Raw genomic sequence first — 26068 nt, forward strand, 5'->3', positions numbered from 1 at the left:
GGGCAGGCCCGGCGCGGCGGGACGGCCCGTCGCGGGAAGGCGCCTCCGCAAGCCCTGCCCCGGGGAGGACCGCGATGCAGCACGCCGTACGGTCACGAGCAGCGATCCGCACCGGGCTGACGCCCGTTCCACGCCCGCGGACACCCGGAGTCACGTCGTTGATCGACGCCGACGCCCTGCGTGTCCTGCACCGGGCCGCCCGCGCCCTGCTCGACGACCTGCCCGACCTGACCGACCGGCTGATGGCGCTGCTGCGGGAGCAGGAGCCCGCCTACCGGGCCGCCCTCACCCAGGACCCCACCGCCACCTGGCAGGAGGCCCACCGCTCCCTGCGGCACAGCGTGGCCTCGCTGCTCGACCCGCGCGGCGCCCGGGACGCGGCCCGCCGCTGCTCCTGGCGGATCGGCGCCGCCCGCGCGGAGCAGGGACTCCCGCTGGACGCCCTGCTGCACGCCTTCCGCCTGGGCGGCTCGCTGGTGTGGCAGCGGCTGGTCGAGGAGACCTCCAGGGCCGCCCCGGAGGACGTGCGGCTCCTCGTGCACGTGGCCGCGGACGTGTGGAACTTCGTCGACGAGCACTGCACCCTCGTCGCGGACGCCTACCGGCAGACCGAGTGGCAGATCGGCCGCCGCCGCGAGAACCGGGTCCGGCAGCTGGCCGCCGGCCTGCTCGACGGCACCGGTCGCATCGCCGACCTGCCCGAGGCCGCCCGGGCCCTCGGCCTCCCGGAGCACGGCCGGTACGTCGTCGTCGCCGTCGCCGGCGGGCCACCGGCCCGGCCCGACGCCGCCCGCGCCGCCGTACCGCCCGGGAGCCGGGTCCACTGGCACGCCGGGGCGGAGGCCGACTACGGCATCGTCTCGCTCGGCGACCAGGACGGGCTCCCGGAACCGCACCGGCCGGAGGCCGCGCAGGACGTCCCCGCCCCCGTCCCGGTCCCCGGCCTCCGGATCGGTGTCGGCAGCCCGGTCGACGGACTCGCCGCCGTCGGGGACGCCCGTCGGCTCGCGGACACGGCCCTGACCATCTGCCCCCCGGCCGGGGGCACCGTACGACTGGCCGACCAGCTCCCCGCCGCCCTGGTCGTCTCCAGCCCCGAGCTGGGCCGGGCCCTCGCCGAGAAGGTGCTCGGCCCCCTGCTCCGCCTGGAGTCCGCCGACCGCGAGGTGCTCCTCGACACCCTCACCACCTGGCTCGACTGCGACGGTTCCGCCCAGCGCGCCGGCGAACGCCTCTACTGCCACCGCAACACGGTCCTCAACCGCCTCCGCCGCTGCGAGCAGCTCACCGGCCGGTCCCTGGCCCGCCCGGCCGACCTGGTCGAGTTCAGCCTGGCCCTGACGGCGCGACGCGTCCTGCCCGACTGAGGCACCCGGCGACCGACGCCTGAACCGACCGCAGCCACCGCCCGACTCAGGTACCGCGGCCCGGCGGCGTCGCCCCCGTCGTCCGGATCCGCCCTGCCCCCGTCCGGTACGCGGCGCTCGGCTGCCCCGGGCCGTTGCCGCGGCAGACGGTCTCCCGGCGTTCCCGCACCGCCCCCGGCTCCAGTGCCGCAGCCGGGCGGCGGTGTCCCCGGCCGTTCGGGGCCGCCCCGCGAGGCCTGCTTCTGGGCATCCGCACAGACTCTGCGCCCGCGGACTGGGACCCCGCAGCGACCCTGCCGGACCACCCTGTACGGCCCCCGGGGTCCGTGCTGTCGTGAGCTCCCCCCTTCACCCGTCACCGTGCCGTTCCGGCCCGGTCCCAAGGAGCCGCGATGCCCGCAGCACCACCGGACGGCGCGCCCGCGCTGCACGTCGAGAGCCTCGACGTCACGTACGGGCGCGCACTGTCCGCCCTCCGCTCCGTGTCCCTGACCGTCCCGCACGGCGCCGTCGTCGCCCTGCTCGGAGCCAACGGCGCCGGCAAGACGACGCTGCTGCGGGCCGTCTCGGGCACCCTGCGCCTGCACCGCGGCGCGATCACGGCCGGCCGGGTCCGCTACGGCGACACGGTCCTGGACGGCCGGGACCCGGTCGCCGCCGTACGCGCCGGAGTCGTCCAGGTGCCCGAGGGCAGGCGGGTGTTCGCCGGACTCACCGTCGACGAGAACCTCCGGGCCGGCGGGCTCGGCCTGAACCGTCGCGCCCCCGCCCAGGTCCGCGAGGCCAGGGAGCGCGTCTTCACCCTGTTCCCGAGGCTCGCCGAGCGCACCCGCCAGGCCGCCGGTCTGCTGTCCGGCGGGGAACAGCAGATGCTCGCCATCGGCCGGGCCCTGATGGCCGCGCCCCGCCTGCTCCTGCTCGACGAGCCCTCGCTCGGGCTCGCCCCGATGATGGTCGACCGCATCGCCGAGGTCGTCCGCGAGATCAACGCCCAGGGCACCGCCGTCCTCCTCGTCGAACAGAACGCCGGCATGGCCCTGTCGCTCGCCGAGCACGCCCACGTCCTGGAGGTCGGCGAGGTCCGGCTGTCCGGCGCCGCCGCCGACCTCGCGCGGACGGACGCCGTACGCCGCCTCTACCTCGGCGAGACCACCGAGGGCGCCGACGGCAAGGGGGCCGCGTGACCGCCTCCGCCGCCGCACCGCCCGCACTCGACGTGCGGGGCGTGACCGTGCGCTTCGCCGGTCTCCTCGCCCTCGACGACGTCTCCTTCACCGTCGCCCCCGGCACCGTGCACGCCGTCATCGGCCCCAACGGCGCCGGCAAGTCCACCTGCTTCAACGTCCTGTCGGGCCTGTACCGGCCCACCGCGGGCACCGTACGGCTCGGCGCCGCCGAACTGACCCGGCTCGCCCCGCACCGGATCGCCGCCCTGGGCGTCGCCCGCACCTTCCAGAACATCGTCACCACCCAGGGCACCGTCGCCGACAACCTGATGCTCGGCCGGCACGCCCTGTCCCGCGCCGGTTTCACCGCCAGCGCCCTGCGTCTGCCGCGCGCCCGGCGCGAACAGCGCGCCCATCTCGCCAAGGCCCGCGAGATCGCCGAACTCACCGGCCTCGGCGCCCACTTCGACTCACCCGTCGCGCTGCTGTCGTACGGCGACCGCAAACGCGTGGAACTCGCCCGCGCCCTGTGTCTGGAGCCCCGTGTCCTGCTGCTCGACGAACCCGTGGCCGGCATGAACGCCGCCGAACGCACCCGCATGACCGCAGTCGTCCGGGAGATCCGTGCCGAACTCGGCCTGTCCGTCGTGCTGGTCGAGCACGACATGGGCCTGGTCATGCGGCTCGCCGACGAGGTGACCGTCCTCGACTTCGGCCGGGTCGTCGCGCACGGCACCCCCGACGAGGTCCGCCGCGACCCCGAGGTGCTCCGCGCCTACCTCGGCACCGCCACGACGGGGGAGGACGCGGCATGACCGGCTTCCTGGACAGTCTGCTGGGCGGCCTCGCCCTGGGCTCCGTGTACGCCCTGATCGCCCTCGGCTTCGTCACCATCTTCAAGGCCTCCGGAGTCCTGAGCTTCACCCACGGCTCGCTGCTGCTGCTCGGCGGGTACCTCGTCGCCGTCCTCCACGACGACATCGGCTTCGCCGGAGCGCTGGCCGTCGCGGTGCTCGTGACGGCGGCCGTGGCCGGGGCGCTGGACCGGCTGGTGCTGCAACGCGTCGGCGGGACCGACCCGCACGCCGCCCACGTCCAGACCATCGTCACCATCGGCGTCGACATCGTCCTGGTCACCGACCTCGCCCGGCGCATCGGCGGCGACCTGCTGCCGCTCGGCGACCCCTGGGGCTCCGCCGTGACCGACCTCGGTCCGGTGACCGTGGCCGACAGCCGCATCGCCGCGATCCTGGTCTCCGCCGTCGCCATCGGCGGCGCCTTCGCCCTCTTCCGGTACACCCCCTGGGGCCTGTCGCTGCGCGCGGCGGCCGAGGACCGGGAGGCCGCCGCCCTCATGGGCGTACGGCTCACCCGCGTACGCACCGCCGCCTGGTGCCTGGCCGGCGCCCTCGCCGCCCTCGCCGCCGTCTTCCTGGTCGCCTTCCCGGCGCCCGGCCTCGAACGCACCACCGGGCAGATCGCGCTGAAGGCCTTCCCGGCCGCCATCCTCGGCGGCATGACCTCCCCGGTCGGCGCCCTGGTCGGCAGCATGCTGATCGGCCTCACCGAGGCGTTCGTCGCCGGTTACCAGTCCGACCTGCACGTCCTCGGCGAGGGCTTCGGCGACGTCGCGCCGTACGCCGTGATGGTGCTGGTCCTGCTGGTGCGTCCGGCCGGACTCTTCGCGGCGAAGGGAGCGGCCCGTGTCTGACCCGCGCCCCCTCCTCCTCAAGCGCGGCCCGCTGCTGCTGACCGCACTGCTCCTGTGCGCCCTGCCCTTCTACCTGGACGCCTTCTGGCTGCGCATCGGCCTGTTCTCCATGGCCGCGGCCATCGGCGCCGTCGGACTCGGTCTGCTCAGCGGCACCGCCGGGCAACTCTCCCTCGGGCACGCCTTCTTCCTGGCCGTCGGCGCCTACGGCTACGTCTGGCTGGCGGGCGAGCCCGGCCCCGGGCTGCCGCCCGCCGTCGCCGCCGTCCTCGCCGTCCTGCTCGCCGGGGCCGCGGGCGGGCTGTTCAGCCCCGTCGCCGGACGCGTGAAGGGCATCTACCTCGGCGTCGCCACCCTCGCCCTGGTCTTCCTCGGCCACCACGTCCTGCTCACCGCGGACTCCGTCACCGGCGGCTTCAACGGCCGCTCCGTGCCGCCGCTGGAACTGGGCGGCTTCACTTTCGCCGAGTCGGGCCCCGAACTCACCGTCCTGGGCGTGCCGTTCGGCGCCGAGGAAAGGCTCTGGTACCTGGGCCTGGCCCTGTTCGCCGTCACCTGGTTCACCGCGCGCGGACTGCTGCGCGGACGGCCCGGACGCGCCCTGACGGCGGTGCGCGACAGCGAGACCGCGGCCTCCGTGATGGGGGTGCACGTGGCCCGGTACCGCTCGGCCGCGTTCGTCGTCTCGTCGATGTACGCGGGCCTCGCCGGCGTCCTGCTCGCCCTCTCCTTCCGCCGCGTGGTGCCCGACTACTTCTCCCTCGCCCTCTCCGTCGACTACCTCGCCATGATCGTCATCGGCGGTCTCGGCTCGGTGGCCGGAGCCACCGCCGGAGCCGTCTTCGTCACCGCGCTGCCCCTGCTGATGACCCGCTACGCCGACCAGCTGCCCCTGGTCGCGGCGCCCGGGTCCGGCGGCGGCTCGATCGGCCCGACCGAGGCGTCCCGCTACCTCTACGGCGCGGCGATCGTCGTGATCCTCCTCTACGCCCCCGACGGCCTGCACGGACTGGCCCGCCGCATCCGCGCCCGCCTGCGCCGCCGTGCGCCCGTCACCGGCCCACCCGGCACCGGCCCCGCGTCCGGACCCGACCCCGACGCCCCTTCCGGCACCACAGGCACCACCGGCACCACCGGCACCGACGACACCTCCGCACGAGCCAAGGAGCACACCCCGTGAACGTCAAGCACCCCAGGCCCCGCACCACCCGGACCGCCGCCCTGGCCGCGGCCCTGGCCGCCGTGCTGCTCGCGGGCACCGCCTGCAGCTCCAAGGCCGACGGCGGGAGCACCGACGACGCCGCCGACGGCGTCAAGTCCGGCCCCGGAGTCAGCGAGAAGAGCATCAGACTCGGCGCCCTGACCGACCTCACCGGCCCCTACGCCACCCTGGGCAAGAGCATCGTGCAGGCCCAGCAGATGTGGGCCGACGAGACCAACGCCGCGGGCGGCATCTGCGGACGCAAGGTCGAGATCGTGGTCAAGGACCACGGCTACGACGTGCAGAAGGCGGTCACCGCCTACGCCGACATCGCCCCCGATGTCGTGGCGCTGCCCCAGGTCATCGGCTCCCCGGTGGTCGCCGCCCTGCTCGACGACATCGAGCGCGACCACATGCTGACCTTCCCGCAGGCCTGGGCGGCCTCCCTGCTCGGCCGGGACTCCGTCCAGGTCCTCGGCACCACCTACGACCTCGACATGATCGCCGCCGTCGACTTCCTCACCCGTACCAAGAAGCTCGCCAAGGGCGACACCATCGGCCACGTCTACTTCGAGGGGGACTACGGCGCCAACGCGCTGGAGGGCTCCGAGTGGGCCGCCGAACAGGCGGGGATGAAGGTCGCCGGGCAGAAGATCAAAGCCACGGACACCGACCTGACCGCGCAGGTGTCCGCCCTGAGCAAGGCCGGGGTGAAGGCGATCCTGATCAGCGCGGGCCCCGCCCAGACCGCCTCCCTGGCCGGCGTGGCCGCCGCCCGCGGTCTGCAGGTGCCGATCGTCAGCAGCGCGCCCGGCTACGCGCCGCAGCTGCTGAAGACGCCCGCGGCGCCGGCGCTGGAAGCCATGGTGCACGTGGTGAGTGCCGCGCCGGCGGTCAGCTCCGACCTGCCGGGCGTCAAGAAGATGGTCGCCTCCTACCAGAAGGCGTACCCGGGCGAGCCGGTCGACTCGGGGGTGCTCTCCGGATACAACGCCGCCCAACTGACCGGAGCCGACCTGAAGAAGGCCTGCGAGGGCGGCAGCCTCACCCGGCAGGACGTGGTCAAGGCGCACCGCTCGCAGAAGAACGCCGACACCGGCCTCGGCACCCCGCAGAACTTCACCTACGTGACCGCGCCGGCCAGCCGGTCGACGTACGTGCTGAAGCCCGACGCCAAGGCGCTCGGCGGCCTGGTCGGTGTGGAGGAGGCCCACAAGGCGCCCGAAGTGGACGCGTACCTGGCCGGTCGCGGCTGACCCGATCGAGTGGCCGTCAACTGGACCGGATGACAACGGGTTTGACGGCCACCCGGTCCGGCCTCTGGTTTGGCTGACCACTAGGTCTTTAGGATGTACTGTCTGTCATGCCAGTCCAGTTGGCGCCGGTACGGAGCTGGGGGAACGATGCAAGCCGACAAGCAGCTGTCCACGGAGATCGACGCCAACGTGCCGACAGCGGCACGTATGTACGACTTCTACCTGGGCGGCAAGGACAACTACGCGGCCGACCGGGCCGCCGTCGGCGAACTCGACAAGGTCGTCCCCAGCACGCGGCGGCTGGCGCTGAACAACCGGCGCTTCCTCCAGCGGGTCGTCCGCGTCCTCGCCGAGGACTACGGCATACGCCAGTTCCTCGACCACGGCTCCGGCCTGCCCACGCAGGACAACGTGCACCAGGTCGCCCAGCGCGTCGCCCCCGACTCCCGCGTCGTCTACGTCGACAACGACCCGATGGTGCTGGTCCACGGCCGGGCGCTGCTCGACCAGAACGACCAGACCGCCGTCATCCACGCCGACATGCGGGCGACGGAGGAGATCTTCTCCCACCCGGACACCCGGCGCCTGATCGACTTCTCGCAGCCGGTCGCCGTGCTGTTCAACTCGGTGTTCCACTGCATCCCGGACAGCGACACGGACGGTCCCCAGGCGGTCGTCCGCCGGGTGACCGAGCGGCTCGCGCCCGGCAGCTTCGCGGTGATGTGCCAGTTGGTCAGCGAGGACGCCGAGGTGCGGAAGTTCGTCACGGACTTCATGGACCAGGCGACGCAGGGCCACTGGGGCCGGGTGCGGGAGCCCAAGGACGTCGAGGCACTCTTCGAGGGCATGGACATCCTGGAGCCGGGGCTCGTGGAGGTCTCCACCTGGCGGCCCGACACCGAGGTGGCGCCTCGTCAGCTCACCGACGAGTGGATCGAGTTCGGCGGACTGGGGCGTCTGCGCTGACGACGGCCGGGCCGGTCGCCCGCACGAGAGCACCACGGACACGACGGAGGAGGGGCCACGCGCGCCGCGCGTGGCCCCTCCTCCGTCGTGTCCGTGCCGCTACTTGTCGGAGTAGCGCGTCGCCATCGTCTCGCGCAGCCGCTCCAGTGACTCCCGCGGAGTGAGCGCCTCGTCGGCCAGCCGGTCCAGCGCGACCCGGTACTCCTCCGTCTCGTCCTGGTCCTCCAGGAAGTTGGCGCTCCTGATGTGCTCCAGGTAGACCACGTCCGGCAGGCTGGTGCCACCGAAACGCAGATAGGGGACGGGGATCGCGGGCGCCGACGCGTTCGTCACGTCCAGCGGCACGATCTGCAGCGTCACATGGGGAAGCTTCGCCATCGCGGCCAGGTGGGCGAGCTGCTCCCGCATGACCTCGCGGCTGCCCAGCACACGCAGCAGCACGGACTCGTCGATGATCGCCCACAGCTGCGGCGCGTCCTTGCGGTCCAGCAACTGGGCCCGACGCTGGCGCAGTTCGACCCGGCGTCCGACCTCGCTCGCCGGTGCGTTCGGCAGGCCGCGCCTGACCACGGCATCGGTGTAGGCCTCGGTCTGCAGCAGACCGGGGACGTACTGGATCTCGAAGGTGCGGATGGTCGCCGCGGCCTCCTGGAGGCCGACCAGGCGGTCGAACCACTCGGGCATCAGGCGCTTGTCGTACCGCTGCCACCAGCCCGGTTCGCCCGCCCGCTGCAACAGCTTGAGCAGTACCGAGGCCTCGTACGGATCGGTGTCGTACTTCTCCAGCAGCGCCCGGACATCGGTCTCCGTGGGAGGCCTGCGGCCCTTGCCCGACTCGATGCGCGAGAGCTTCGCGGCGCTGAAGCCGAGCGCGCGTGCGGCCTGGTCCTGGGAGAGGCCGGCATCCTCCCGGAAGCCCGCCAGCTGCACGCCGACGAGCATCTTCAGCAGGGTCGGAGCCGGCTCGGCCCGATCCAGATAGGGTTCGAGACGGGAGATGCGATGCGACGCGGCGGACATCCTGGCTCCCAGCAGACCGGCAGACTTGAAGGAAAGACTATCTCATCCCTTCGGTGCCCACCGCATCCGCCCGCGGAAATCGGGTAGTTGGGCTCCGCTTCCGGGGTCGCCGCGCCACCCGCGCCCTACACCAGGTGGTCGAACTCGCCGTCCTTCGCCCCCGCCAGGAACGCCGCCACCTCGGCCGGGGTGTAGACGAGCGCGGGGCCGTCGGGGTCCCGGGAGTTGCGCATCGCGATGCCTCCGTCCACGAGGGCGACCTCGACGCAGTTGCCCTCGGCGTTGCTGTGCCGACTCTTCTTCCAGCAGGCGTCCAACAAGCTGGCCTGCACTCCGTTGCGCACTGGTGGCACCGCGGTCTCCTTGCTGTTCGGGGGAGCGGACCGAGTCGTACCGGTCCCCGAGCGCCCCCATCCGACTTTTTTCGCGCAATTTCTCGTGCAATTGCACGCGAGCGCTCTAAGCGTGGATAATAGCCGTGGCGTCAACCCCCCGGTCGACGCCCCGTTCTGACGTCGCATCAGGGAGATGCTGTGCCGTCACCTGCGCATCCAACGCTCCGGTCGCCCGGCGAACCCGTGTCGGAGGCAGGCGCGACGACCCGCTCCGGAGGGCTCCCGTACCCGGTGCGAGCCACCGCCGGCCGGGCCGTCCCGCCGTCGTCCGCCCCGCACGCGAGCCGTCCCGCCCGCGGCGGCCGCCCGACCGCCGCCGTACTGCGCGTCGCGTGCAGCGGGGAGGGGTTCGCCCGGGCCCGGGTCTTCACGCGGGACACCCTGCGCGGGTGGTCGCTCGACCACCTCGGTGACGACGCGGTCCTCGTGATCACCGAACTCGTCTCCAACGCACTGACGCACGCGGTGCCGCCGTCGGTGGCCGACGGGCCGGAGATCAGGCTCGGACTCGCCCTGGGCACCGGCCGGCTGACGCTGACCGTCTCCGATCACGGGGACAACGCGCCCCGGTTCGACCCGTCCGACGGCTCCGCACTCCGGGAGCACGGACGCGGCCTGTGCATCGTCGACGCCCTCGCCGAGGAGTGGGGCTGGACCCCGCGCCCGCCGGCGGGCAAGACGGTCTGGGCCGCGTTGTCGACCCGCCCCCTCACCTGACCCGACTGCCGCGGAAGGGCCCCACACCATGCGCAGCGCTCCGACACCCGAGCCGAGCATCCGGCGCACCGACCGTCAGACGCCGCCCGGCTCCCCCCGTGCCACCACCCTGCTCGCAGGCCTGGACGGCGTGCCCTGGAGCGACATCCAGGACTCCACCGGCTCGGCGGCGGCCATTCCGCGGCTGCTGCGCAAGGTCGCCCGGGGCGACGCCGAAACCGCCCGCGCCGCCCTCGGCGACCTGCGCAGGCGTATCTGCCAGTACGGCTTCGTCGTCGAGCAGGCGACCGCCGCGACCGTGCCCTTCCTGTGGGAGCTGGCGCAGCGGCCCCAGGTGAGCTGCCGGGCTCAGATCATCCAGCTGCTCAAGAACATCGCCGACGCCCGGCAGTGGGAGACCACCGCCACCGCCTACCCCAAGCTGCTCAACCACCGGGAGAACCCGGTGGCCTGGGAGCGCGCGGCGCGGCAGGCCGTCCGCGCCCGACGGGACGGACTGGAGCGGCTGCTGGCGGAGGACGACACCGAGATCATGCGCGCCACCAGCGAACTCGCCCGCACCCTCGGGGACTGAGACCGGCACCCACCCGGACCGGGACCCGCGCCCTCCACGGGGGAGAAGGCGCGGGTCCCTCCCAAGGCGCGGAACGGTGTGGCGTGCTCCCGGCCGACAGGGTAGGAAAGCGCGGGAAGCAAGCGCTTGCCCCACTCGGTCACCAGGAGGACCACGCCGATGGCGTCGTCGATGGAAAAGCCGCTCGATCACCGCTACCGGGGCGAACACCCGATACGCACGCTCGTCTACCTGTTCCGCGCCGACCGCCGCCGACTGGCCGGCGCGGTCGCCGTCTTCACCGTCAAGCACAGCCCGATCTGGCTGCTGCCCCTCGTCACCGCCACCATCGTCGACACCGTGGTCCAGCACGGTCCGATCACCGACCTGTGGACCAGCACCGGGCTCATCATGTTCATCCTGGTGGTCAACTACCCGCTGCACCTGTTCTACGTCCGCCTCCTGTACGGCAGCGTGCGCCGCATGGGCACCGCCCTGCGGTCCGCGCTGTGCACGCGCATGCAGCAGCTCTCCATCGGCTACCACTCGCGGGTCAGCGCGGGCGTGCTGCAGGCCAAGGTGGTCCGGGACGTGGAGACGGTGGAGCAGATGGTGCAGCAGACCGCCGAGACCGGGCTGGGCGCGTTCACCGTGCTCACCGGCGGCCTCGTCATCATCGCCGTGCGCACCCCGGAGTTCCTGCCCGTCTTCCTCGTCGTGGTCCCCGCGGCCTCCCTCCTGGTGGCCCGCCTCCGCGCCCGGCTGCGCACCCACAACGAACGCTTCCGCCACGAGGTGGAGGCCCTGTCCTCCCGGGTCACGGAGATGACCCGGCTCATCCCGGTCACCCGGGCCCACGGCCTGGAGGGCAAGGCGCTGCGCCGCATGGACGGCACCCTGGACCGGCTGCTGACCTCCGGGATGCGCCTGGACCTGGTCAACGGCCGTTTCGGTTCGCTGTCCTGGGTCGTGCTCAACGTGGTCGGCGTCCTGGTGCTGGCGGGTGCCGCGCTGATCTCGTACTACGACGTCTGGGGCGTCACCGCGGGTGACGTCGTCATGCTCAGCGCCTTCCTGACCACTCTCACCAACTCCACGACGACGCTGGCGGGCCTCGCCCCCGTCATCACCAAGGGCCTGGAGTCCGTCCGCTCGGTCGGCGAGGTGCTGCAGGCCCCCGAACTGGAGGACAACGAGGGCAAGAAGGAGCTGACCGCACTGCGCGGAGCCGTCGCCTTCGAGGGCGTCGGGCACCTCTACGACAGCGACGGACGGCCCGCCGTCAGCGACTTCACCCTCTCCGTCGAGCCCGGCGAGACCATCGCGCTGGTCGGCGCGTCCGGCGCCGGCAAGTCCACCGTCCTCAACCTGGTGATCGGCTTCCTGCGGCCGACCTCGGGGCGGCTGCTGCTCGACGGCCACGACATGAACACCCTCGACCTGCGCACCTACCGGCGTTTCGTCTCGGTGGTGCCGCAGGAGTCCATCCTGTTCGACGGCACCATCCGGGAGAACGTCGCCTACGGCATGGACGAGGCCGACGAGGAGACGGTGCGTGGCGCCCTGCGCGACGCCAACGCCCTGGAGTTCGTCGACCGGTTGCCGCGGGGCCTGGACACCCTGGTCGGGGAGCACGGGGCCCGGCTGTCCGGCGGGCAGCGCCAGCGGCTGGCCATCGCCCGCGCGCTGATCAGGGACCCCCGGGTGCTCGTCCTGGACGAGGCCACCTCGGCGCTGGACACCCGCTCGGAGGCGCTCGTCCAGCAGGCGCTGGCCCGGCTGCTGCGCGGCCGCACCACCTTCGTCGTGGCGCACCGGCTGTCGACGGTGCGGGGTGCGGACCGGATCGTGGTGATGGGCGAGGGGCGCATCCAGGAGATCGGCACGCACGAGGAACTGCTGGCCGGGGGAGGGGCGTACGCCGCACTCCACAGCGGTCAGGTCGCCTGAGCGCCTGCGAGTCCCTCCCTCACGCCCGCGCGGAGGGGCCGCCGAGGACCCGAGCGGTGTAGTCGGCGAGCTGGGCGCGCATCCGCTCGCGGGACACGCCCGGCCGGCCGGCCAGGTGCTCGACGAGGTCGGCGCGGACCGCGGCGAGGAGCGCGTGGGCGGCGAACTCCCCGTCGTCGAGGCCGGGCACCTCCTCCAGCACCGCACGGAGCAGGCCGTGCCAGCGCTCGTAGTGTCCGGCGCCGTAGGGGCTGTCGCGCCCCGCGGCCTCCAGCGCCAGCGCCAGGCCCCGGTTGTCGAGCTTGAAGCACAGGATCGCGTCGAGCAGGGCGGCGACCCGCTCCCGCGGCGGGGTGCCGGGGCCGAGCGGCGGTGGACCCGTCTCGACGGCCTCCTCGACCGGTTCGAGCCGCGCCGCGTACAGCGCCGCGACCAGTCCGACCCGGTCGCCGAAGGCCCGGAAGAGGGTTCCTTTGCCGACCCCGGCCGCGGTCGCGACGTCGGCCATGGTGACGTCGTCGGGGCTCTCGCAGCGTACGAAGAGCTCGTCGGCGGCGGCGAGGACGGCGGCCCGGTTGCGGGCCGCGTCCTTGCGGGGCTTGCGCTCGGTCACGGGGTCTCCTGCGTCGAAGGAGTGGGGGCTGTTGCAAAAGTGGACCGCCGGTCCGTATTGTTTGAAGCGGACCGACGGTCCGCATTCTATGCGACGAACGCGCCGGGAAGGCGCGATGCAGAGGAGCACACCCATGTCCACCCCCGTCCCCCACCCCTCCGAAGCGCCCGCCACCGCGTCGGACCTGTTCCGGCACGGGCTGCGCCTGCTGCTGGACAAGGACATCGACGCCTGGGTCGGCCTGTGGGCCGACGACGGTGTGGCGGAGTTCCCCTTCGCCCCCGACGGCTGGCCGCGGCGACTCGAAGGGCGGGAGGCGGTCGCCGCCTACATGCGCCACTACCCCGACCACATCGACCTGCACGACTTCCCCGAACTGCGGATCCACGAGACGACCGACGCACGCACCGTCGTGGTGGAGATGCGCGGCGTGGGCCGGCTGGTGCGGACGGACGCCCCCTTCGACATGACCTACATCGTCGTAGTGACCGTCGAGGACGGGCGGTTCACGTCCTACCGTGACTACTGGAACCCACTGGCAGTGCTGGAACCCGGCGCCGGCTTCGCCGCAGGCACCCGATGACCGGCATCGGCACGACACTGGTCGTCGGCGCCACCGGCACGACCGGGAGCCGCACCACCGCGCGGCTGGTCGGCGCCGGTCACCGGGTGAAGGCCGCCGGACGGCGCGCGGCCCCGGTGCCGGGCGCGGAGCCGGTCCGTTTCGACTGGTACGACGCCGCCACGCACGAAGCCGCCCTCGACGGAACGGACCGGGTCTACCTCGTCCCGCCGGTGGGCGACACGGATCCGGCCGCGGTCATGCTGCCCTTCCTGCGCCGCGCCCGCGCGGCCGGCGTGCGTCGCGCCGTGCTGCTCAGCTCCTCCGCCGTTCCCGAGGGCGGCCCGGCGGTCGGCGCGGTGCATCGCGAACTGCCCGGCCTGTTCGACCAGTGGGCCGTGCTCCGGCCCTCCTGGTTCATGCAGAACTTCACCGGCGCCCACGCCCACGCCGACGGCATCCGCCGGCACGGCACCATCTGGACCGCCGCCGGGAGCGGCCGGGTGGCCTTCGTCGACGCCGACGACATCGCCGCCGTCGCCGTGCACGCCCTCACCGACGACCGCGCACCCAACACCGATCTCGTCCTCACCGGCCCCGAGGCCCTCGACCACGACGAGATCGCCGCCGTCCTCACCCGGGCCGGCGGCAGGCCGGTCGTCCACCGCCGCCTGACCCCCGAGGAGTTGCGCGCCCGACTCGCGAGCGTGGTGCCACCGGACTTCGCCGCGCTCCTCGCCGACCTGGACCGGGCGATCGCCCAAGGGGCCGAGGACCGCACCACCGACACCGTCGAACGCGTCACCGGCCGCCCGCCGCGCGCTTTCCGGGAGGTGGTGGAAAGGGAGTCGGCAGAGCGTTGAACGCCCGGATCCGGTCAATTGCGGGCGGGGGTGGGCGCGGTGCGATTGTGACGGCGGGGGCCGGGCATACGCAGCGAAAGTCGAGAGAGGGGCGCTTCGTGCTCGAACCGGACCCGAAGGTCGTCAGGGAGTTGCTGACGCGGTACGCAACGCTGCGGATCGCTCAGGCCGAGCGGCCGCGGCCCGCGGTGACGCGGGAACTGACGGACGTCAGTTACACACTGTGCGTGATGCTGGCGACGAACAGTGTCCACGACGCGGTGGCGAAGGCGGACGCGCTGCTGCTCGCCAAGGGACGCGCGACACCGGAGGCGTGCCCGGCGGACGCCGACGGGGAGAGCGGCCTGTCACTGGCCGTGTGACACCCCGAGCGGGACCTCGGAGCCGTCCGGCGACGCGGAGGTCTTCGCCCGGAAGGCGGCGCGATAGGCGTAGGGCGTCGTGCCCACCACCCGGCGGAACCGCTCGCGGAAGGCCGTGGGGGAGCCGAAACCCGCCTGCCGGGCGATCCGTTCGACCGACTGGTCCCCGTTCTCCAGCAGGTACTGGGCGCGCCGCACCCGGGACCGCAGCAGCCACTGCAGGGGAGTGGTGCCCGTCTGCTCGCGGAACCGGCGGCTGAAGGTGCGCTCGCTCATGCCCGAACGCGCCGCCATCGCCCCGAGGGTGACCTCCCCGGCCAGATTGTCCTCGATCCACCGGAGAACCGGCTCCAACTCCGAACCCCGCGGCACCGGCGGATGCTCGTGCACGATGAACTGCGCCTGCCCGCCCTCCCGTTCCAGTGGTACGACACACATGCGGGCGGCGTGCGCGGCCACGGCCGACCCCAGGTCCCGGCGGATCATGTGCAGGCACATGTCCAGACCGGCGGCCGCGCCCGCCGAGGTGAGGATCTGCCCGTTGTCGACGTAGAGGACGTCCGGACGTACGTCCACCCGCGGATGACGGCGGGCCAGTTCCGCGGCCGCCATCCAGTGGGTGGTGGCCCGCAGCCCGTCCAGCAGCCCGGCCCGGGCGAGCACGAAGGCACCCACGCACACCGACGCGATCCGCGTCCCCGCGCCGGCCGCCCGGCGCAGCGCCTCGAGGACGCGGTCGGACGGCGGGCCGGACTCCTCGGAGCGTCCCGGCACGATGATCGTGTCCGCGGTCTCCAGCGCTTCCAGGCCCCGGTCGATCCGCAGGGCGAGTCCCTCGGTACGCACCTCGGCCGACTCCGCGCACAGGCTCACCCGGTAGGGACTGCGGCCGTCGGGCAGCCGTGTCCAGTCGAAGGCCTGCATGGGCGCCGCCATGTCGAACGGCACCACGTCGTCGAGGACCAGGATCGCGACCGAGTGCATGCGGAGCAGCTTAGGCGGGTTCCCGCCGGCCACAGAGGCCCAGATGGATCCCGGGTCTGCTCGCCGTCCCCTGGTGGAGGGCCTGGCGAGATCCCGTCGGAAGCTGTCGTTTCAGCCTCTGGGCGACCGCTCGCCGCCTTCCTACCGTGGTTCTCGATCACCGCATCGCCCGATCCCCCGGAGCCCGCCCCATGACCAAGATCCTGCTGTCCCTGCACGTCCTGGCGGCCATCGTCGCCGTCGGACCGGTCACCGTCGCGGCCAGCATGTTCCCGGCCGCCGCCCGGCGGGTGCCGGTGGCGGCCACCGTCGGGGGAGCGGACGGGGCGGCAGCCGGGGATGCCGGGGGCGTCGGCACCGTCCGGCTGCTGCACCGCATCTGCCGGGTCTACGCCGGTCTGGGCATCGCGGTGCCGGTCCTGGGCTTCGCCACCGCCGCCGCGATGGGCGTGCTGTCGGACGCCTGGCTCGTCGCGTCCATCACCCTCACGGCCGTCGCCGCGGGACTCCTGGCCGCCTTCGTGCTGCCGGGCCAGGAGGAACTGCTGGAGGAACTGGCCGACGGGCGGCCGGTCGAACGGGCCCGCACGGCCCGGCTCGCCATGTTCACCGGCGTGTTCAACCTGCTGTGGGCGACCGTGACCGTCCTCATGATCGTGCGGCCCGGCTCCACGACCGGCGCCTGAGCCCCCGTTCACATCCTGGCGGAATGCGCACCACCACGTGAACGGGCGCCTAGACTGCTCAGTCGCGCCTCCGTGCGGGGGCGGACGACACGAAAGGCACGTTGACGGGTGTTCCAGGATTCCCCCATCTACGACCGACTCGTCGCCGAACGCGGTGACGTCCCCGAGCAGGTGCGGCGGGACGCCGAGCGTGTGAGCAGGGAACTGGAGGTGGTCATGCGTCCGCTGCGCGCCCCCGGGCACCTGCCCGGCGCCGAGCGTCAGCCGTCCCCCGGCGCCGGCTGGCAGCGCACCGCCCTGCTGCCCGGCCCGCGCCCGCACTGACGGCCGCACCCCACCTCACCCGACCGCCGCCGCGTCGGGACCGCCCGGCTCCACCGCGTCCTCGGCGCCGGGCCGGGCCAGCCAGTCGGCGATGGTGCGGGCGATCGGCTGGCCGGTGTCCACCTCGACGAAGCCGAACTGCCCGGACTGGTTGCATTCGAGGAACCACCAGGTGCCGTCGCCGTCCTCGGCGAAGTCGAGGGCGCCGTAGGCCAGTCCGGCCGCCCGGAGGTAGCCGCGGACCGCCTCGGCGACGCGCGGGGGCACCTCGGCCGGCCGCCACGGCTCGCCCGACCCGGCGAAGCGGACGTCCACCTCGTCGGGGTCCAGGCTCGCCAGTGCCGTCTTGCGGGCGGCCAGCAGCTCCTCGCCGACGACGGTCAGCCGGATGTCGGCCCGCTTGGCGACCCGGCGTTGCAGCAGTGTCGGGCCGTGCGCGACGGCGGAGAAGTCGGCCTCGGGCGGGACCCGGCTGGTCGGCACCGCCAGCGGCGGATCCTGCGGGTGGGCGCCCGAGACGGGCTTGACCACCAGATCCGGGTAGCGCTCGGCGAACTCGCGCGCCGCCCGCGGAAACGTCGTGATCAGCGTCGCCGGCACGGGCAGCCCGCACCGCTGGGCGAGACGCAGCTGCCAGGGCTTGTACCTGGCCCGGTGCGCGGCGTCGGGCTGGTTCATCCAGCGTGCTCCCGAGCCGCGGAGCATGCCGTACAGCGCCTGACCGGCCTCCTCGGTCAGCCACGCGGACGGCTCGGCGGCCCGGGTGGCCGCACCCCCCGGCCTGCGCACCCAGACGGACCGCAGTCCCCCGATACTCACCAGGCGGCCCCCCGAGGACAGATGGCCCCGGAAGGAGCCGTGCACGAACTCGCCGGAGAGGGCGACGGAGTCGGTGAGGTCGGCGGGGTCCAGCCGGACCACCGGCACCCCCGACGCGTTCAGGTGCACCACCACCATGTCGGCGGTGACGTCCTCTTCACTGGTCAGGATCAACACGGTCATTCTCGACGACCCGTGTTCAGTCGTCGAAGTGAGTCTTCGACCCCGCGGTGGAGGTCGTGGTCCCCAGTTCTCTCAGCAGCGCGTGGTCGCAGGCGGCCACCCGCCCGTCGAGGAGCACGTTCAACTGCAGCCCGGAGTCGTAGACGTACGGAGTGGTGGCTTCCAACTCCACTGCCGGCCGTGCGTAGTTGAGCGCGAACGGTTGCATCGTCTCTCCCTAGTCGGTGCTGCGCCGATCAGAAGACGGTCCCTTTGCGCCGTCGTCTGGTCCGCCGACTTCCTTCGGCTTCCAGAGACTTATACGAATCGAACGGGTGATTGGTTTCCTTACGCTGCGTAATCACCGGGCGGGCCGGTGGTCCGCCGCCGTTCCGCCGGGCCGTGCCGGCCCCCGGTCGCGCCGCGCGCGGACCGCAGGGCGAGGAGCAGTACGCCGATGTCGTCGAGGTAGACCGGATCGGGCAACAGGTCGGCCGGGAGGACCAAGTAGAGGACCGCCCCCCAGAACACCCAGCGGGGACCCGTCGGAAGCCCGGCCCGCCTGAGGTCCCGTCGGGTGCGGACCAGGCGCACCAGGACGGCGACCGCCGCCGCGAGGACGAGCGCCGCGAGCAGCACCGCCACGACGATCACTGTGGTCGTATCCACGGCCCCCTCCTTCGGCGCGCGGCACGCGCCTCCCTACCCGGATGCCCGCCGGAGGCGTTGGCAAGACCGGGGGACGGGTTCTCTCATCCCTGTGGCCCACCCGGAGTGGCACGGCGCGGTGGACGTGCCTAGTAATGGCAGCACACAGCGCGGGTCGCATGTCGGGGACGCAGGGCGGCCGCACCCCCACCACACGGAGAGATCATGACCACCGGCTCTTCATCATCCCGCTCGCCCGAGTACGCCATATCCGCCCTGGACCTGCCCACCGGGGAGACGACCACGACCACCGGCACGGCGCGACCGCCGGGCGCGGAACCCGAGGCACGGGCCTCTTCCGCCCGGCCCTCGCCCGAGCAGGAGAGCGACATCTGGGACGTCGACTTCGACGATGCCGACCTGCCGGAACCGGAGCCCGACCCCGACCTCCCCGCCTCCGGCCTCCCCGCTCCCGACGGCCCCGGCCCCCGCACACCCGATGCCGCCGCCGGCCCGGCCCCTGCCGCCGGCGCGAACCCGGACGCCGACGCCGACGCCGATCACGGGTACGGCGATCCGGTCGGCGACCTCGTGCGCGCCGCCGTGGCCGACCGGCCGCTGGACGAGGTCGTCGACCTGATCACGACGCTGGAGCGGTCACCCCAGTACGCACAGGCCACGGTCGACGCGCTCCGCGCGGTCGGCGTGAACCGGTCCGTCGAGGACGTCACCCGGCTGGTCGGTCTGCTGACCCGGCCGCCGCGCCAGTCCGACAGCGCGGACGAGGCGATCCGGGCCGCCGCGGAGTGCCGCTCCGTGGAGGACGTGACCCGGCTGATGGCGCTGCTGCACCGCACGCCCCTGGAACCGCACTGCGGTCAGGCGGCCGTGCGCGCCGCCGCCACCGGCCGGCCCGTGGAGGAACTGGTCGAACTGATCGGCCGGCTCGCCGAGAGCGGCCACATGCGCCCGGAGCGTCCCGACGCCCGGCGGCTGCGGGCGGACCGGGAGGCTGCCGACGAGGAGGACGGAGACGGGCTCGTGCCCCGGTCGGCGGGGCTCGACGGCACCTCCGCCGGAGCGGACCGCCGCGGCCGTGAACGCCGCAGGCCGCCACGCCCGTTCCGCCGGGGACGTGACCGTGGCGAGACCCGCGCCGCGCGCGAGCGCGACCGGGCCCGTACCGCGCGCGACCGCGACCGGGCCCGGGCGGTGCGCGAGCGCGACAAGGCCAGGGCGGTGCGTGACCGCGCGGCACGGCGGGCCGCCCGCGGTCCGGCCTGGCCGGCCTGGCTCACCGTCGCGGTCCTGGCCGGGTGCGGCGTCGCCTACTTCCCACTGCACCGCGGTGACGCCTCCGCACCGGCCTACGGGGTGGCGCTCGGCCTGTCGGCGCTGTGCCTGGTGCTCGCCCTGCTGCTGACCGTGCGCCCGGCCGTGCCGGTACTCGCCGCCGCGGTGGTGGGACCGGCGGCGCTGGCCGCGGCCAAGCTCTACGGCAGCGCCACCCCCTCGGCGCGGGTGGCCCCGGTCACGGACCTCACGCTGGCACCGGTCTGGGTCGCGGTCGCCGTGGCCGTGGCGGCCTCGCTCGTCGCGCTCACGGCGCTGTGCGTGCGGGTGGCCTCGCAGGACTCCGCCCGACGCCGGCCGGCCCGTCCGGTGGCCGTGTCCAGCCGCACCGCCGCGGACTGACCGCCGCCGGGCCCCCGCACCGCGTGGTCCGCGCCGGACGGTGAACCGGCGCGGACCACCACCTGTCCGTCGTCAGACGCCCAGCATGCCCGAGGGGTGCTCGTGCGCGAGCAACTCGGTGAGCACCCGGTCCGGAGTGAGCGGCAGCTCCCGGAAGCGGATGCCGGTGGCGTGGTGGACGGCGTTGCCGACGGCCGCCGCCGAGCCCACGATTCCGATCTCGCCGATCCCCTTGCTGCCCATCGGGTTGAGGTGGTCGTCCGCCTCCTCGACCCAGTGCGCCTCCAGGTCGGTGACGTCGGCGTGCGCGGGCACGTGGTACGCCGCCAGGTCACGCTGCACGAAGTCGCCGAACACCGGATCCATCGTGCTGTCCTCGGTCAGCGCCATACCGAGCCCCATCGTCATGCCCCCGATGAACTGGGAACGGGCCGTGCGCGCGTTGAGGATGCGACCCGCGGCGAAGACACCCAGCAGCCGCGTCACCCGGACCTCACCGGAGACGGTGTCCACGCCCACCTCGGCGAAATGGGCGCCGAACGCGTGCCGGGCGAAGGGGCTTTCGGCGTCCGCCGTCCCGGAGGTGTCGGCCTCGGCCGCGATCCCCTCGTCCGGCAGCCGCCCCGAGTGCTCCGCCAGCCGGCCGTTCAGCCGCACGCACGCCTCGTGGACGGCCGACCCCCAGGACGCGGTGCCCGAGGAACCACCGGCCATCGGGGCGAACCCGATGCCGCTGTCGGCGACGTCGAGCCGCACCCGGTCCAGCGGGGTGCCGAGGGCGTCGGCCGCGATCTGCGCGAGCACCGTCCGGGCACCCGTGCCGATGTCGGTGGCGTTGACCCGCACCAGGAAACCGCCGTCGGGCAGGGCACGCGCCGAGGCGACGCACGGGGAGACCAGCACCGGATAGGTGGCCGAGGCCACGCCGCTGCCGATCAGCAGGGGCCCCTCCTCGCGGGACCGGGGCCGGGGGTCGCGGCCCTCCCAGCCGAAGCGCCGGGCGCCCTCGCGCAGACACTCCACCAGATGCCTGCTGCTGAAGGGCTTTCCGCTGTCCGGCTCGCTCTCCGGTTCGTTGCGGATCCTCAGCTCCACCGGGTCGACGCCCAGCTCGGCGGCCAGCTCGTCCATGGCGGACTCGAGGGCGTACATGCCGGGGCACTCGCCGGGGGCGCGCATCCAGGACGGCGTGGGAACGTCCAGCGCCGCCACGCGGTGGGCGGTGCGCAGGGCCGGTGTGCCGTACATGACGCGGGCCGGGACCGCGGCCTGCTCCACGAACTCCTTCACCCGGGAGGTGTGCGTCGTCACCTCGTGCACCAGCGACGTGAGCCGGCCGCCGGCGTCCGCGCCCAGACGCAGCCGGTGCAGGGTCGGCGCGCGGTGTCCGACGACGGCGGGCAGGTAGCGGCGCGGCAGCGCGACCGTGACCGGCCGTCCGGTCTCCCGCGCCGCCATCGCCGCCAGCACCACCTCGGGCCGCGGCGTGCCCTTCGAGCCGAAACCGCCGCCCACGTGCTCCGCGCGCACCGTGATCCGGTCCTCGGGCAGGGCGAAGAGGCGGGCCAGCTCTCCCCGCACCGCCGAGGTGCCCTGGCTGGAGGAGTGCACGGTCAGCCGCTCGCCGTCCCAGTGCGCCGTACTGGTGTGCGGCTCCATGGGGTGGTTGTGCAGCGGCGGCACCGTGTACGCGACGTCCACCCGGGTCGCCGAGGCGGCGAAGGCACCGTCCGGGTCGCCGTGCTCGGTGACGGCCGGGAAGCCGCCGTTGGCGGAATCCGGGACGTAGGCCCCGGAGTGCGAGGCGGTGAGCGTCACGTCGTGGGGCTCGGTCTCGTAGGTGATCCGCACCGCCGCGGCACCGGCCCGGGCCGCCTCCAGCGACTCGGCCACCACCAGGCCCACGAACCAGCCCCGGTGCGGGACGTGCGGGCCCTGCAGCACGGCCAGCGTCGGGTCGTCCGGGGCGCCGAGCCGGGGCGCGTTCTCGTGCGTGAGCACCGCGAGCACGCCGGGCAGCGCGAGCGCGGCCGCGGTGTCGACGCCGGTCACCCGGCCCCGTACGACCGTCGCGGGTATCGGCCAGGCCTGGGCGCGGCCCGGCGCCGGGTACTCGGCGGCGTACCGGGCGGTGCCGGTGACCTTCTCCCGCCCCTCCCGGCGCTCGACCGGAGCGCCCAGGACGGCATCGGTGGCGGTCATGGAGTCCTCCTCGTGGACGCCTCGGTCGTCAGGTAGTGGCGGGCGGGGCGAGCCGGCCCAGTACGTCCAGTGCCAGCCGCCGGGCCAGCGGCACCTTGTAGGCGTTGTCCCGCAGCGGTTCCGCCGCGGCCAGCTCCAGGTCGAGCGCGTGCTCGAACGCCGCCGTCGTGGGGGCCGCGCCCAGCAGCGCGTCCTCGGCCCGCCGGGCCCGCCAGGGCCGGTGCGCCAGCGCCCCGAACGCGATCCCGGCCCGCTCCACCACCCCGTCCGCGAGGTGCAGCACGACGGCGACGGAGGCCAGCGCGAAGGCGTACGACGCCCGGTCGCGTGCCTTGCGGTACGCCGAGGGCAGCCCGGCGGTGCCCGCGGGCAGGACCACGCCGGTGATCAGCTCGCCGGGGTGGATCTCCGTGTCCCGCTCCGGATGCAGCCCGGGGAGCCGGTGGAAGTCGGCGGCGGGCACGCTGCGGGCCCCCTCCGGGCCGTGCAGCTCCACGCGCGCGTCGAGGGCGGCCAGCGCCACCGCCATGTCCGAGGGGTGGGTGGCGATGCACTGGTCGGAGTGGCCGAGGACCGCGTGGTCCCGGTGCACGCCCTCCAGCGCGCCGCAGCCGGTGCCGGGCTCCCGCTTGTTGCAGGGTTTCGACACGTCCTGGAAGTAGGGGCAGCGGGTGCGCTGCAGCAGGTTGCCGCCGGTGGTGGCGGCGTTGCGCAACTGCCCGGAGGCGCCGGCCAGCAGCGCCTGGGACAGCGCGGGGTAACGGTCGCGGACGGCGGGGTGGGCCGCGAGGTCGCTGTTGCGGACCATCGCCCCGGCCCGCAGCGAGCCGTCGGGCAGCTCCTCCACCGTGTCCAGCGGCAGCCGGGTGACGTCGACGAGCGCGGCGGGCGTCTCCACTCCGAGCTTCATCAGGTCGACGAGGTTGGTGCCGCCGCCGAGGTAGCGGGCGCCGGGATGGGCCGCGAAGGCCTCGGTGGCCTCCTCGACGCTGCCCGCGCGAACGTAGGCGAAGGGCTTCACGGGATCACGTCCTCGACGGCGTCGGCGATGCGGGGATAGGCACCGCAGCGGCACAGGTTGCCGCTCAGCCGCTCCCGGATCTCCTCCCGGTCCAGCGCGACGGGCTCTCCGGAGGGCGCCGCCGGGTCGGTGACGTGCGAGGGGTGCCCGTTCGCGGCCTCGGCGAGCACGCCGACCGCGGAGCAGATCTGGCCCGGGGTGCAGTAGCCGCACTGGAAGGCGTCGCGGTCCAGGAAGGCGCGCTGGAGCGGGTGCAGCTCCTCGCCGTCCCCGGCGAGACCCTCGACGGTGGTGATCTCACAGCCGTCCAGGGCGACCGCGAACAGCAGGCAGCTGTTGACGCGCCGCCCGTCGACCAGGACGGTGCAGGCGCCGCACTGGCCGTGGTCGCAGCCCTTCTTGGCGCCCGCCAGTTCGAGGTCCTCCCGCAGGAGGTCCAGCAGGACGCGGCGGTGATCGACGGTGAGGGTGTGCGGTTTGCCGTTGACCCGGAGCGTGGTCTGGGAACGGGAGGACTCCGGTGGGCGGGAAGCGGGGGCGCTGTCGTGCTGGCTGTCCATGGCGTCGGTGACCTTCCGGGACGGGCCGGTGCTCCTGTGCCGTCCGCGTATCCACCTCCCGCCGGATGACACGTGAGGGTGCCCTCACCCGGGCGGCGGCCCGTCGTCGGTCGTAGGGCTCCCGGGAGGCTCCGCGGTGCCGCGGTCCGCGGGGTCCGGGCGGGGCGTCCGGGTGGAACCCCTGAACCGCTCCAGCGTGCGGGTAAGACCCCGCAGGGGAGAGGCCGACGGAGTCTGGGACGGCGGTGGTCCGGCCGGCGCCGCCGCGGCGGACTCCCGGTACACGGCGAGGGCCTCGGCCGCGCGTTCCGCCGCCTCCCGGTACAGGTCACGGGACTGCGTCATGGCCTCGAGCGCCTCGGCGTACATCGCCACCAGCTTGCGCTCCCGCTCCAGCTCCTCCTCCAGCGTCAGCAGCCGCCAGTCCTCCCGCAGCGAGGCGAGGGCCGCCACCGCGTCGTCGGGCAGCGGCCTGGGCAGCGCGGCGAAGGACGTCACCGCCGCGATCAGCGCGGTGGGCTCGGAGCCGTCCAGGAACACGGTGCGCACGGAGAAGTCACCGGCGGCGTAGTCGGCCGGGGCCGGTGTACCGGGCAGCACCACGGCGCCGCCGCGCGGCACCTGGACCCCGAAGTCCTCCAAGGCCCAGTTCACCACCCGCAGCTGCTGCGGCGCGGCGCGGTGCTCGACCACCCGGTGCCGCAGACCGGGTGGCAGCCGCTGCGCCAGCGGCACTCGGCCGCGGTGATCCGGGGTCATCGCCTCGTGCACCACCACGTGGATGTTCCACGGGCTGCGCCCCGCCTCCTTGAGCAGCCGGCGCACGGCCTTGTCGTCGTCGGGCAGGGTGTTGATGCCCCGCAGGCGCAGCCCCGTGGCGGCGTCCCGGTCCCAGGTGACGTCCGGGTCGTCCGGCCAGAACACGCCGGCGGGGGAGGGCCAGGCGAGGTCCCAGGCCTCCTCGGCCTCCGCGAGCAGCGTCCACTCCTGCCCGCCCGCCGACGCGGGCTCCAGGATCAGTCTGGCCCGTACGGTCACGGCCCCGGCGGCCTTCCAGCGCGCCTCGAGAACGCGGGGGCCGGGGGCCCCGGCGGCCGAGGGCTCCGCCGCCGGCTCGTCGGGCGGTTCCAGGAAGTCGTCGACGACGTGGTCGTCCTTGAGCCGCTGCAGCCGCTGCCGGACGGTGTCCTCGGCGGCGGAGCCGACATGGCGGCCGCGAGCGGCCCACAGCGTGGGCGGATGCGTGGGGCGGGCGGTGGAAGAGGTCGGCATGGGTCCATCGGGCAGCAGGGGCACGGACGTAGCAAGTATCGTCGCCGCAGGTCAACCGAGAGCACCGGGGGTCCGCCGACCGGGCGTGCCGGGGCGGGCGCGCGGTGCGGCCGGGTGCGTCGTGGGCGAGGGTGGGCAGGAGCAACCCGACCGACCGTACGGCAGGACAAGGAGCGACCTGATGAACCTCGACCTCGGCGGACGCACCGCGCTGGTGACGGGCTCCTCGCAGGGCATCGGTGCGGCGATCGCCGCCGGACTTGCGCGGGCCGGTGCCGCCGTGGGCGTCAACGGGCGCGACGCCGGCCGCCTGGCGGAGAGCGTCGACAAGCTGCGGGCCGAGGTCCCGGACGGCACGTTCGTGCCGGTCGCGGCCGACCTCGGTACCGAGGAGGGCGCCGAGCGCGCCCTGGAGACGCTGCCCGACGTGGACATCCTGGTGAACAACCTCGGTGTCTTCGGCGCCGCACCCGCGCTGGAGATCAGCGACGCCGAGTGGCGCCGCTACTTCGAGATCAACGTCCTCGCGGGCGTCAGGCTGACGCGCGCCCATCTCCCCCGGATGAGGGACCGCGGCTGGGGCCGGGTGCTGTACATCGCGAGTGACTCGGCCGTCGTGATCCCGGCCGAGATGATCCACTACGGAGTCTCCAAGACGGCCCTGCTCGGCGTCGGCCGCGGCTTCGCCAAGGAGGCCGCGGGCAGCGGTGTCACGGTGAACTGCGTCATCGCGGGACCCACCCACACCGAGGGCGTCGAGGACTTCGTGTACCAGCTGGTCGACCGTGACCTGCCCTGGGACGAGGCCCAGCGCGTCTTCATGCGCGAACACCGCCCGCAGTCCCTGCTCCAGCGGCTGATCGAGCCGGAGGAGATCGCCAACCTGGTGGTGTACCTCAGCTCCCCGCTCGCCTCCGCCACCACCGGCGCGGCCGTCCGGGTCGACGGCGGATACGTCGACTCGATCCTGCCGTAGCGTCCCTGGCGTCCCTG

Annotated in this window: 28 protein-coding genes; 17 read left to right on the forward strand and 11 right to left on the reverse strand. The window is 73.9% G+C overall.

From position 1 onward, the window contains the following. Positions 1-74: 74 nt before the first annotated feature. From Sru02f_RS16480 to Sru02f_RS16510, 7 genes are all read left to right on the forward strand, one after another. Entirely contained in the window at positions 75-1367 is a 1293-nt protein-coding gene (locus Sru02f_RS16480) for a PucR family transcriptional regulator (RefSeq protein ID WP_109030775.1), read from the forward strand. A 392-nt stretch (positions 1368-1759) separates the two neighbouring features. Next, the gene (locus Sru02f_RS16485) at positions 1760-2551 is read left to right on the forward strand and encodes an ABC transporter ATP-binding protein (protein WP_003978152.1); all 792 of its coding nucleotides are present in this window, start codon (positions 1760-1762) and stop codon (positions 2549-2551) included. Next, on the forward strand, positions 2548-3348 hold the full coding sequence (locus tag Sru02f_RS16490; protein WP_109030776.1) for an ABC transporter ATP-binding protein: 801 nt from the start codon (positions 2548-2550) through the stop codon (positions 3346-3348). The genes Sru02f_RS16485 and Sru02f_RS16490 overlap by 4 nt, the downstream gene beginning before the upstream one ends. Next, complete coding sequence (locus Sru02f_RS16495; RefSeq protein WP_109030777.1) at positions 3345-4244, forward strand: branched-chain amino acid ABC transporter permease; 900 nt, start codon at positions 3345-3347, stop codon at positions 4242-4244. The genes Sru02f_RS16490 and Sru02f_RS16495 overlap by 4 nt, the downstream gene beginning before the upstream one ends. After that, a complete protein-coding gene (locus Sru02f_RS16500) occupies positions 4237-5424 on the forward strand; it encodes a branched-chain amino acid ABC transporter permease (protein ID WP_109030778.1) in 1188 nt (395 codons plus the stop codon). Before Sru02f_RS16495 ends, Sru02f_RS16500 begins: the two co-directional genes overlap by 8 nt. Further along, a complete protein-coding gene (locus Sru02f_RS16505) occupies positions 5421-6701 on the forward strand; it encodes an ABC transporter substrate-binding protein (protein WP_109030779.1) in 1281 nt (426 codons plus the stop codon). The genes Sru02f_RS16500 and Sru02f_RS16505 overlap by 4 nt, the downstream gene beginning before the upstream one ends. Positions 6702-6848: 147 nt before the next feature. Beyond that, on the forward strand, positions 6849-7667 hold the full coding sequence (locus Sru02f_RS16510; RefSeq protein WP_109030780.1) for an SAM-dependent methyltransferase: 819 nt from the start codon (positions 6849-6851) through the stop codon (positions 7665-7667). A 99-nt stretch (positions 7668-7766) separates the two neighbouring features. Here Sru02f_RS16510 and Sru02f_RS16515 read toward each other — a convergent pair whose 3' ends face one another. Then, complete coding sequence (locus Sru02f_RS16515; RefSeq protein WP_109030781.1) at positions 7767-8687, reverse strand: helix-turn-helix domain-containing protein; 921 nt, start codon at positions 8685-8687, stop codon at positions 7767-7769. 125 nt (positions 8688-8812) lie between these two features. After that, the gene (locus Sru02f_RS16520) at positions 8813-9040 is read right to left on the reverse strand and encodes a DUF397 domain-containing protein (RefSeq protein WP_003978159.1); all 228 of its coding nucleotides are present in this window, start codon (positions 9038-9040) and stop codon (positions 8813-8815) included. 180 nt (positions 9041-9220) lie between these two features. Between Sru02f_RS16520 and Sru02f_RS16525 the strand changes: the two genes are divergently transcribed. From Sru02f_RS16525 to Sru02f_RS16535, 3 genes are all read left to right on the forward strand, one after another. Further along, on the forward strand, positions 9221-9799 hold the full coding sequence (locus tag Sru02f_RS16525) for an ATP-binding protein (protein ID WP_109030782.1): 579 nt from the start codon (positions 9221-9223) through the stop codon (positions 9797-9799). 28 nt (positions 9800-9827) lie between these two features. Beyond that, complete coding sequence (locus Sru02f_RS16530; protein WP_167469385.1) at positions 9828-10373, forward strand: hypothetical protein; 546 nt, start codon at positions 9828-9830, stop codon at positions 10371-10373. A 159-nt stretch (positions 10374-10532) separates the two neighbouring features. Further along, entirely contained in the window at positions 10533-12302 is a 1770-nt protein-coding gene (locus tag Sru02f_RS16535) for an ABC transporter ATP-binding protein (RefSeq protein WP_109030783.1), read from the forward strand. A gap of 19 nt (positions 12303-12321) precedes the next feature. Here Sru02f_RS16535 and Sru02f_RS16540 read toward each other — a convergent pair whose 3' ends face one another. Beyond that, positions 12322-12915: a TetR/AcrR family transcriptional regulator gene (locus Sru02f_RS16540; protein ID WP_109030784.1), complete on the reverse strand. Its 594-nt coding sequence runs from the start codon at positions 12913-12915 to the stop codon at positions 12322-12324. Between the two features lie 133 nt (positions 12916-13048). Between Sru02f_RS16540 and Sru02f_RS16545 the strand changes: the two genes are divergently transcribed. From Sru02f_RS16545 to Sru02f_RS16555, 3 genes are all read left to right on the forward strand, one after another. Beyond that, on the forward strand, positions 13049-13498 hold the full coding sequence (locus Sru02f_RS16545; protein WP_109030785.1) for a nuclear transport factor 2 family protein: 450 nt from the start codon (positions 13049-13051) through the stop codon (positions 13496-13498). Further along, positions 13495-14340: an NAD(P)H-binding protein gene (locus Sru02f_RS16550; protein ID WP_109030786.1), complete on the forward strand. Its 846-nt coding sequence runs from the start codon at positions 13495-13497 to the stop codon at positions 14338-14340. The genes Sru02f_RS16545 and Sru02f_RS16550 overlap by 4 nt, the downstream gene beginning before the upstream one ends. A gap of 98 nt (positions 14341-14438) precedes the next feature. Beyond that, entirely contained in the window at positions 14439-14702 is a 264-nt protein-coding gene (locus tag Sru02f_RS16555; RefSeq protein WP_164277177.1) for a DUF5133 domain-containing protein, read from the forward strand. Here Sru02f_RS16555 and Sru02f_RS16560 read toward each other — a convergent pair. After that, entirely contained in the window at positions 14688-15686 is a 999-nt protein-coding gene (locus tag Sru02f_RS16560) for a GlxA family transcriptional regulator (RefSeq protein WP_109030788.1), read from the reverse strand. The two genes, Sru02f_RS16555 and Sru02f_RS16560, sit on opposite strands and share 15 nt — an antisense overlap. Positions 15687-15877: 191 nt before the next feature. On the opposite strand from Sru02f_RS16560, the gene Sru02f_RS16565 reads away from it, so the two are divergent. Both Sru02f_RS16565 and Sru02f_RS16570 read left to right on the forward strand, forming a co-directional pair. After that, positions 15878-16372, forward strand: coding sequence for a hypothetical protein (locus Sru02f_RS16565; protein ID WP_109030789.1), 495 nt, complete (start codon positions 15878-15880; stop codon positions 16370-16372). A 108-nt stretch (positions 16373-16480) separates the two neighbouring features. Continuing rightward, a complete protein-coding gene (locus tag Sru02f_RS16570) occupies positions 16481-16696 on the forward strand; it encodes a hypothetical protein (protein WP_003978167.1) in 216 nt (71 codons plus the stop codon). 15 nt (positions 16697-16711) lie between these two features. Here the strand turns inward: Sru02f_RS16570 and tgmB are convergent, their stop codons facing one another. From tgmB to Sru02f_RS16585, 3 genes are all read right to left on the reverse strand, one after another. Further along, a complete protein-coding gene (gene tgmB, locus Sru02f_RS16575; protein ID WP_109030790.1) occupies positions 16712-17698 on the reverse strand; it encodes an ATP-grasp ribosomal peptide maturase in 987 nt (328 codons plus the stop codon). Between the two features lie 16 nt (positions 17699-17714). Beyond that, a complete protein-coding gene (gene tgmA / locus Sru02f_RS16580; RefSeq protein WP_003978169.1) occupies positions 17715-17906 on the reverse strand; it encodes a putative ATP-grasp-modified RiPP in 192 nt (63 codons plus the stop codon). Positions 17907-18025: 119 nt separating this feature from the next. Beyond that, positions 18026-18346, reverse strand: coding sequence for a YkvA family protein (locus Sru02f_RS16585; protein WP_016325219.1), 321 nt, complete (start codon positions 18344-18346; stop codon positions 18026-18028). A 204-nt stretch (positions 18347-18550) separates the two neighbouring features. Here Sru02f_RS16585 and Sru02f_RS16590 point away from each other — a divergent pair, with 204 nt between their 5' ends. Beyond that, positions 18551-20020, forward strand: a complete 1470-nt coding sequence (locus Sru02f_RS16590) for a hypothetical protein (protein WP_109030791.1) — start codon at positions 18551-18553, stop codon at positions 20018-20020. A gap of 72 nt (positions 20021-20092) precedes the next feature. Here Sru02f_RS16590 and Sru02f_RS16595 read toward each other — a convergent pair whose 3' ends face one another. The 4 genes from Sru02f_RS16595 to Sru02f_RS16610 form a co-directional block, all read right to left on the reverse strand. After that, the gene (locus tag Sru02f_RS16595) at positions 20093-22222 is read right to left on the reverse strand and encodes a xanthine dehydrogenase family protein molybdopterin-binding subunit (RefSeq protein WP_109030792.1); all 2130 of its coding nucleotides are present in this window, start codon (positions 22220-22222) and stop codon (positions 20093-20095) included. 28 nt (positions 22223-22250) lie between these two features. Beyond that, positions 22251-23243 carry an FAD binding domain-containing protein gene (locus tag Sru02f_RS16600; RefSeq protein ID WP_109030793.1) on the reverse strand — a complete coding sequence of 331 codons (993 nt, stop codon included), beginning with the start codon at positions 23241-23243 and terminating at the stop codon, positions 22251-22253. Next, positions 23240-23803 (reverse strand): (2Fe-2S)-binding protein, encoded by a 564-nt coding sequence (locus Sru02f_RS16605; RefSeq protein ID WP_164271696.1) that lies wholly within the window; start codon positions 23801-23803, stop codon positions 23240-23242. The genes Sru02f_RS16600 and Sru02f_RS16605 overlap by 4 nt, the downstream gene beginning before the upstream one ends. 84 nt (positions 23804-23887) lie before the next feature. After that, a complete protein-coding gene (locus Sru02f_RS16610) occupies positions 23888-25075 on the reverse strand; it encodes a hypothetical protein (RefSeq protein ID WP_109030795.1) in 1188 nt (395 codons plus the stop codon). A gap of 181 nt (positions 25076-25256) precedes the next feature. Between Sru02f_RS16610 and Sru02f_RS16615 the strand changes: the two genes are divergently transcribed. Continuing rightward, positions 25257-26051 (forward strand): SDR family NAD(P)-dependent oxidoreductase, encoded by a 795-nt coding sequence (locus tag Sru02f_RS16615; RefSeq protein WP_109030796.1) that lies wholly within the window; start codon positions 25257-25259, stop codon positions 26049-26051. Positions 26052-26068 lie beyond the last annotated feature (17 nt).

It is taken from the genome of Streptomyces rubrogriseus, assembly GCF_027947575.1.
Classification (GTDB): Bacteria; Actinomycetota; Actinomycetes; order Streptomycetales; family Streptomycetaceae; genus Streptomyces; species Streptomyces rubrogriseus.

Coding starts and splice junctions, on each gene's coding strand:
- Sru02f_RS16590 (WP_109030791.1), top strand. CDS start 18,551: ATGACCACCGGCTCTTCATCATCCCGCTCGCCCGAGTACGCCATATCC.
- Sru02f_RS16495 (WP_109030777.1), top strand. CDS start 3,345: ATGACCGGCTTCCTGGACAGTCTGCTGGGCGGCCTCGCCCTGGGCTCC.
- Sru02f_RS16615 (WP_109030796.1), top strand. CDS start 25,257: ATGAACCTCGACCTCGGCGGACGCACCGCGCTGGTGACGGGCTCCTCG.
- Sru02f_RS16610 (WP_109030795.1), bottom strand. CDS start 25,075: ATGCCGACCTCTTCCACCGCCCGCCCCACGCATCCGCCCACGCTGTGG.
- Sru02f_RS16545 (WP_109030785.1), top strand. CDS start 13,049: ATGTCCACCCCCGTCCCCCACCCCTCCGAAGCGCCCGCCACCGCGTCG.
- Sru02f_RS16595 (WP_109030792.1), bottom strand. CDS start 22,222: ATGACCGCCACCGATGCCGTCCTGGGCGCTCCGGTCGAGCGCCGGGAG.
- Sru02f_RS16485 (WP_003978152.1), top strand. CDS start 1,760: ATGCCCGCAGCACCACCGGACGGCGCGCCCGCGCTGCACGTCGAGAGC.
- tgmA (WP_003978169.1), bottom strand. CDS start 17,906: ATGCAACCGTTCGCGCTCAACTACGCACGGCCGGCAGTGGAGTTGGAA.
- Sru02f_RS16605 (WP_164271696.1), bottom strand. CDS start 23,803: ATGGACAGCCAGCACGACAGCGCCCCCGCTTCCCGCCCACCGGAGTCC.
- Sru02f_RS16510 (WP_109030780.1), top strand. CDS start 6,849: ATGCAAGCCGACAAGCAGCTGTCCACGGAGATCGACGCCAACGTGCCG.
- Sru02f_RS16530 (WP_167469385.1), top strand. CDS start 9,828: ATGCGCAGCGCTCCGACACCCGAGCCGAGCATCCGGCGCACCGACCGT.
- Sru02f_RS16560 (WP_109030788.1), bottom strand. CDS start 15,686: ATGCACTCGGTCGCGATCCTGGTCCTCGACGACGTGGTGCCGTTCGAC.
- Sru02f_RS16565 (WP_109030789.1), top strand. CDS start 15,878: ATGACCAAGATCCTGCTGTCCCTGCACGTCCTGGCGGCCATCGTCGCC.
- Sru02f_RS16515 (WP_109030781.1), bottom strand. CDS start 8,687: ATGTCCGCCGCGTCGCATCGCATCTCCCGTCTCGAACCCTATCTGGAT.
- tgmB (WP_109030790.1), bottom strand. CDS start 17,698: ATGACCGTGTTGATCCTGACCAGTGAAGAGGACGTCACCGCCGACATG.
- Sru02f_RS16535 (WP_109030783.1), top strand. CDS start 10,533: ATGGCGTCGTCGATGGAAAAGCCGCTCGATCACCGCTACCGGGGCGAA.
- Sru02f_RS16480 (WP_109030775.1), top strand. CDS start 75: ATGCAGCACGCCGTACGGTCACGAGCAGCGATCCGCACCGGGCTGACG.
- Sru02f_RS16550 (WP_109030786.1), top strand. CDS start 13,495: ATGACCGGCATCGGCACGACACTGGTCGTCGGCGCCACCGGCACGACC.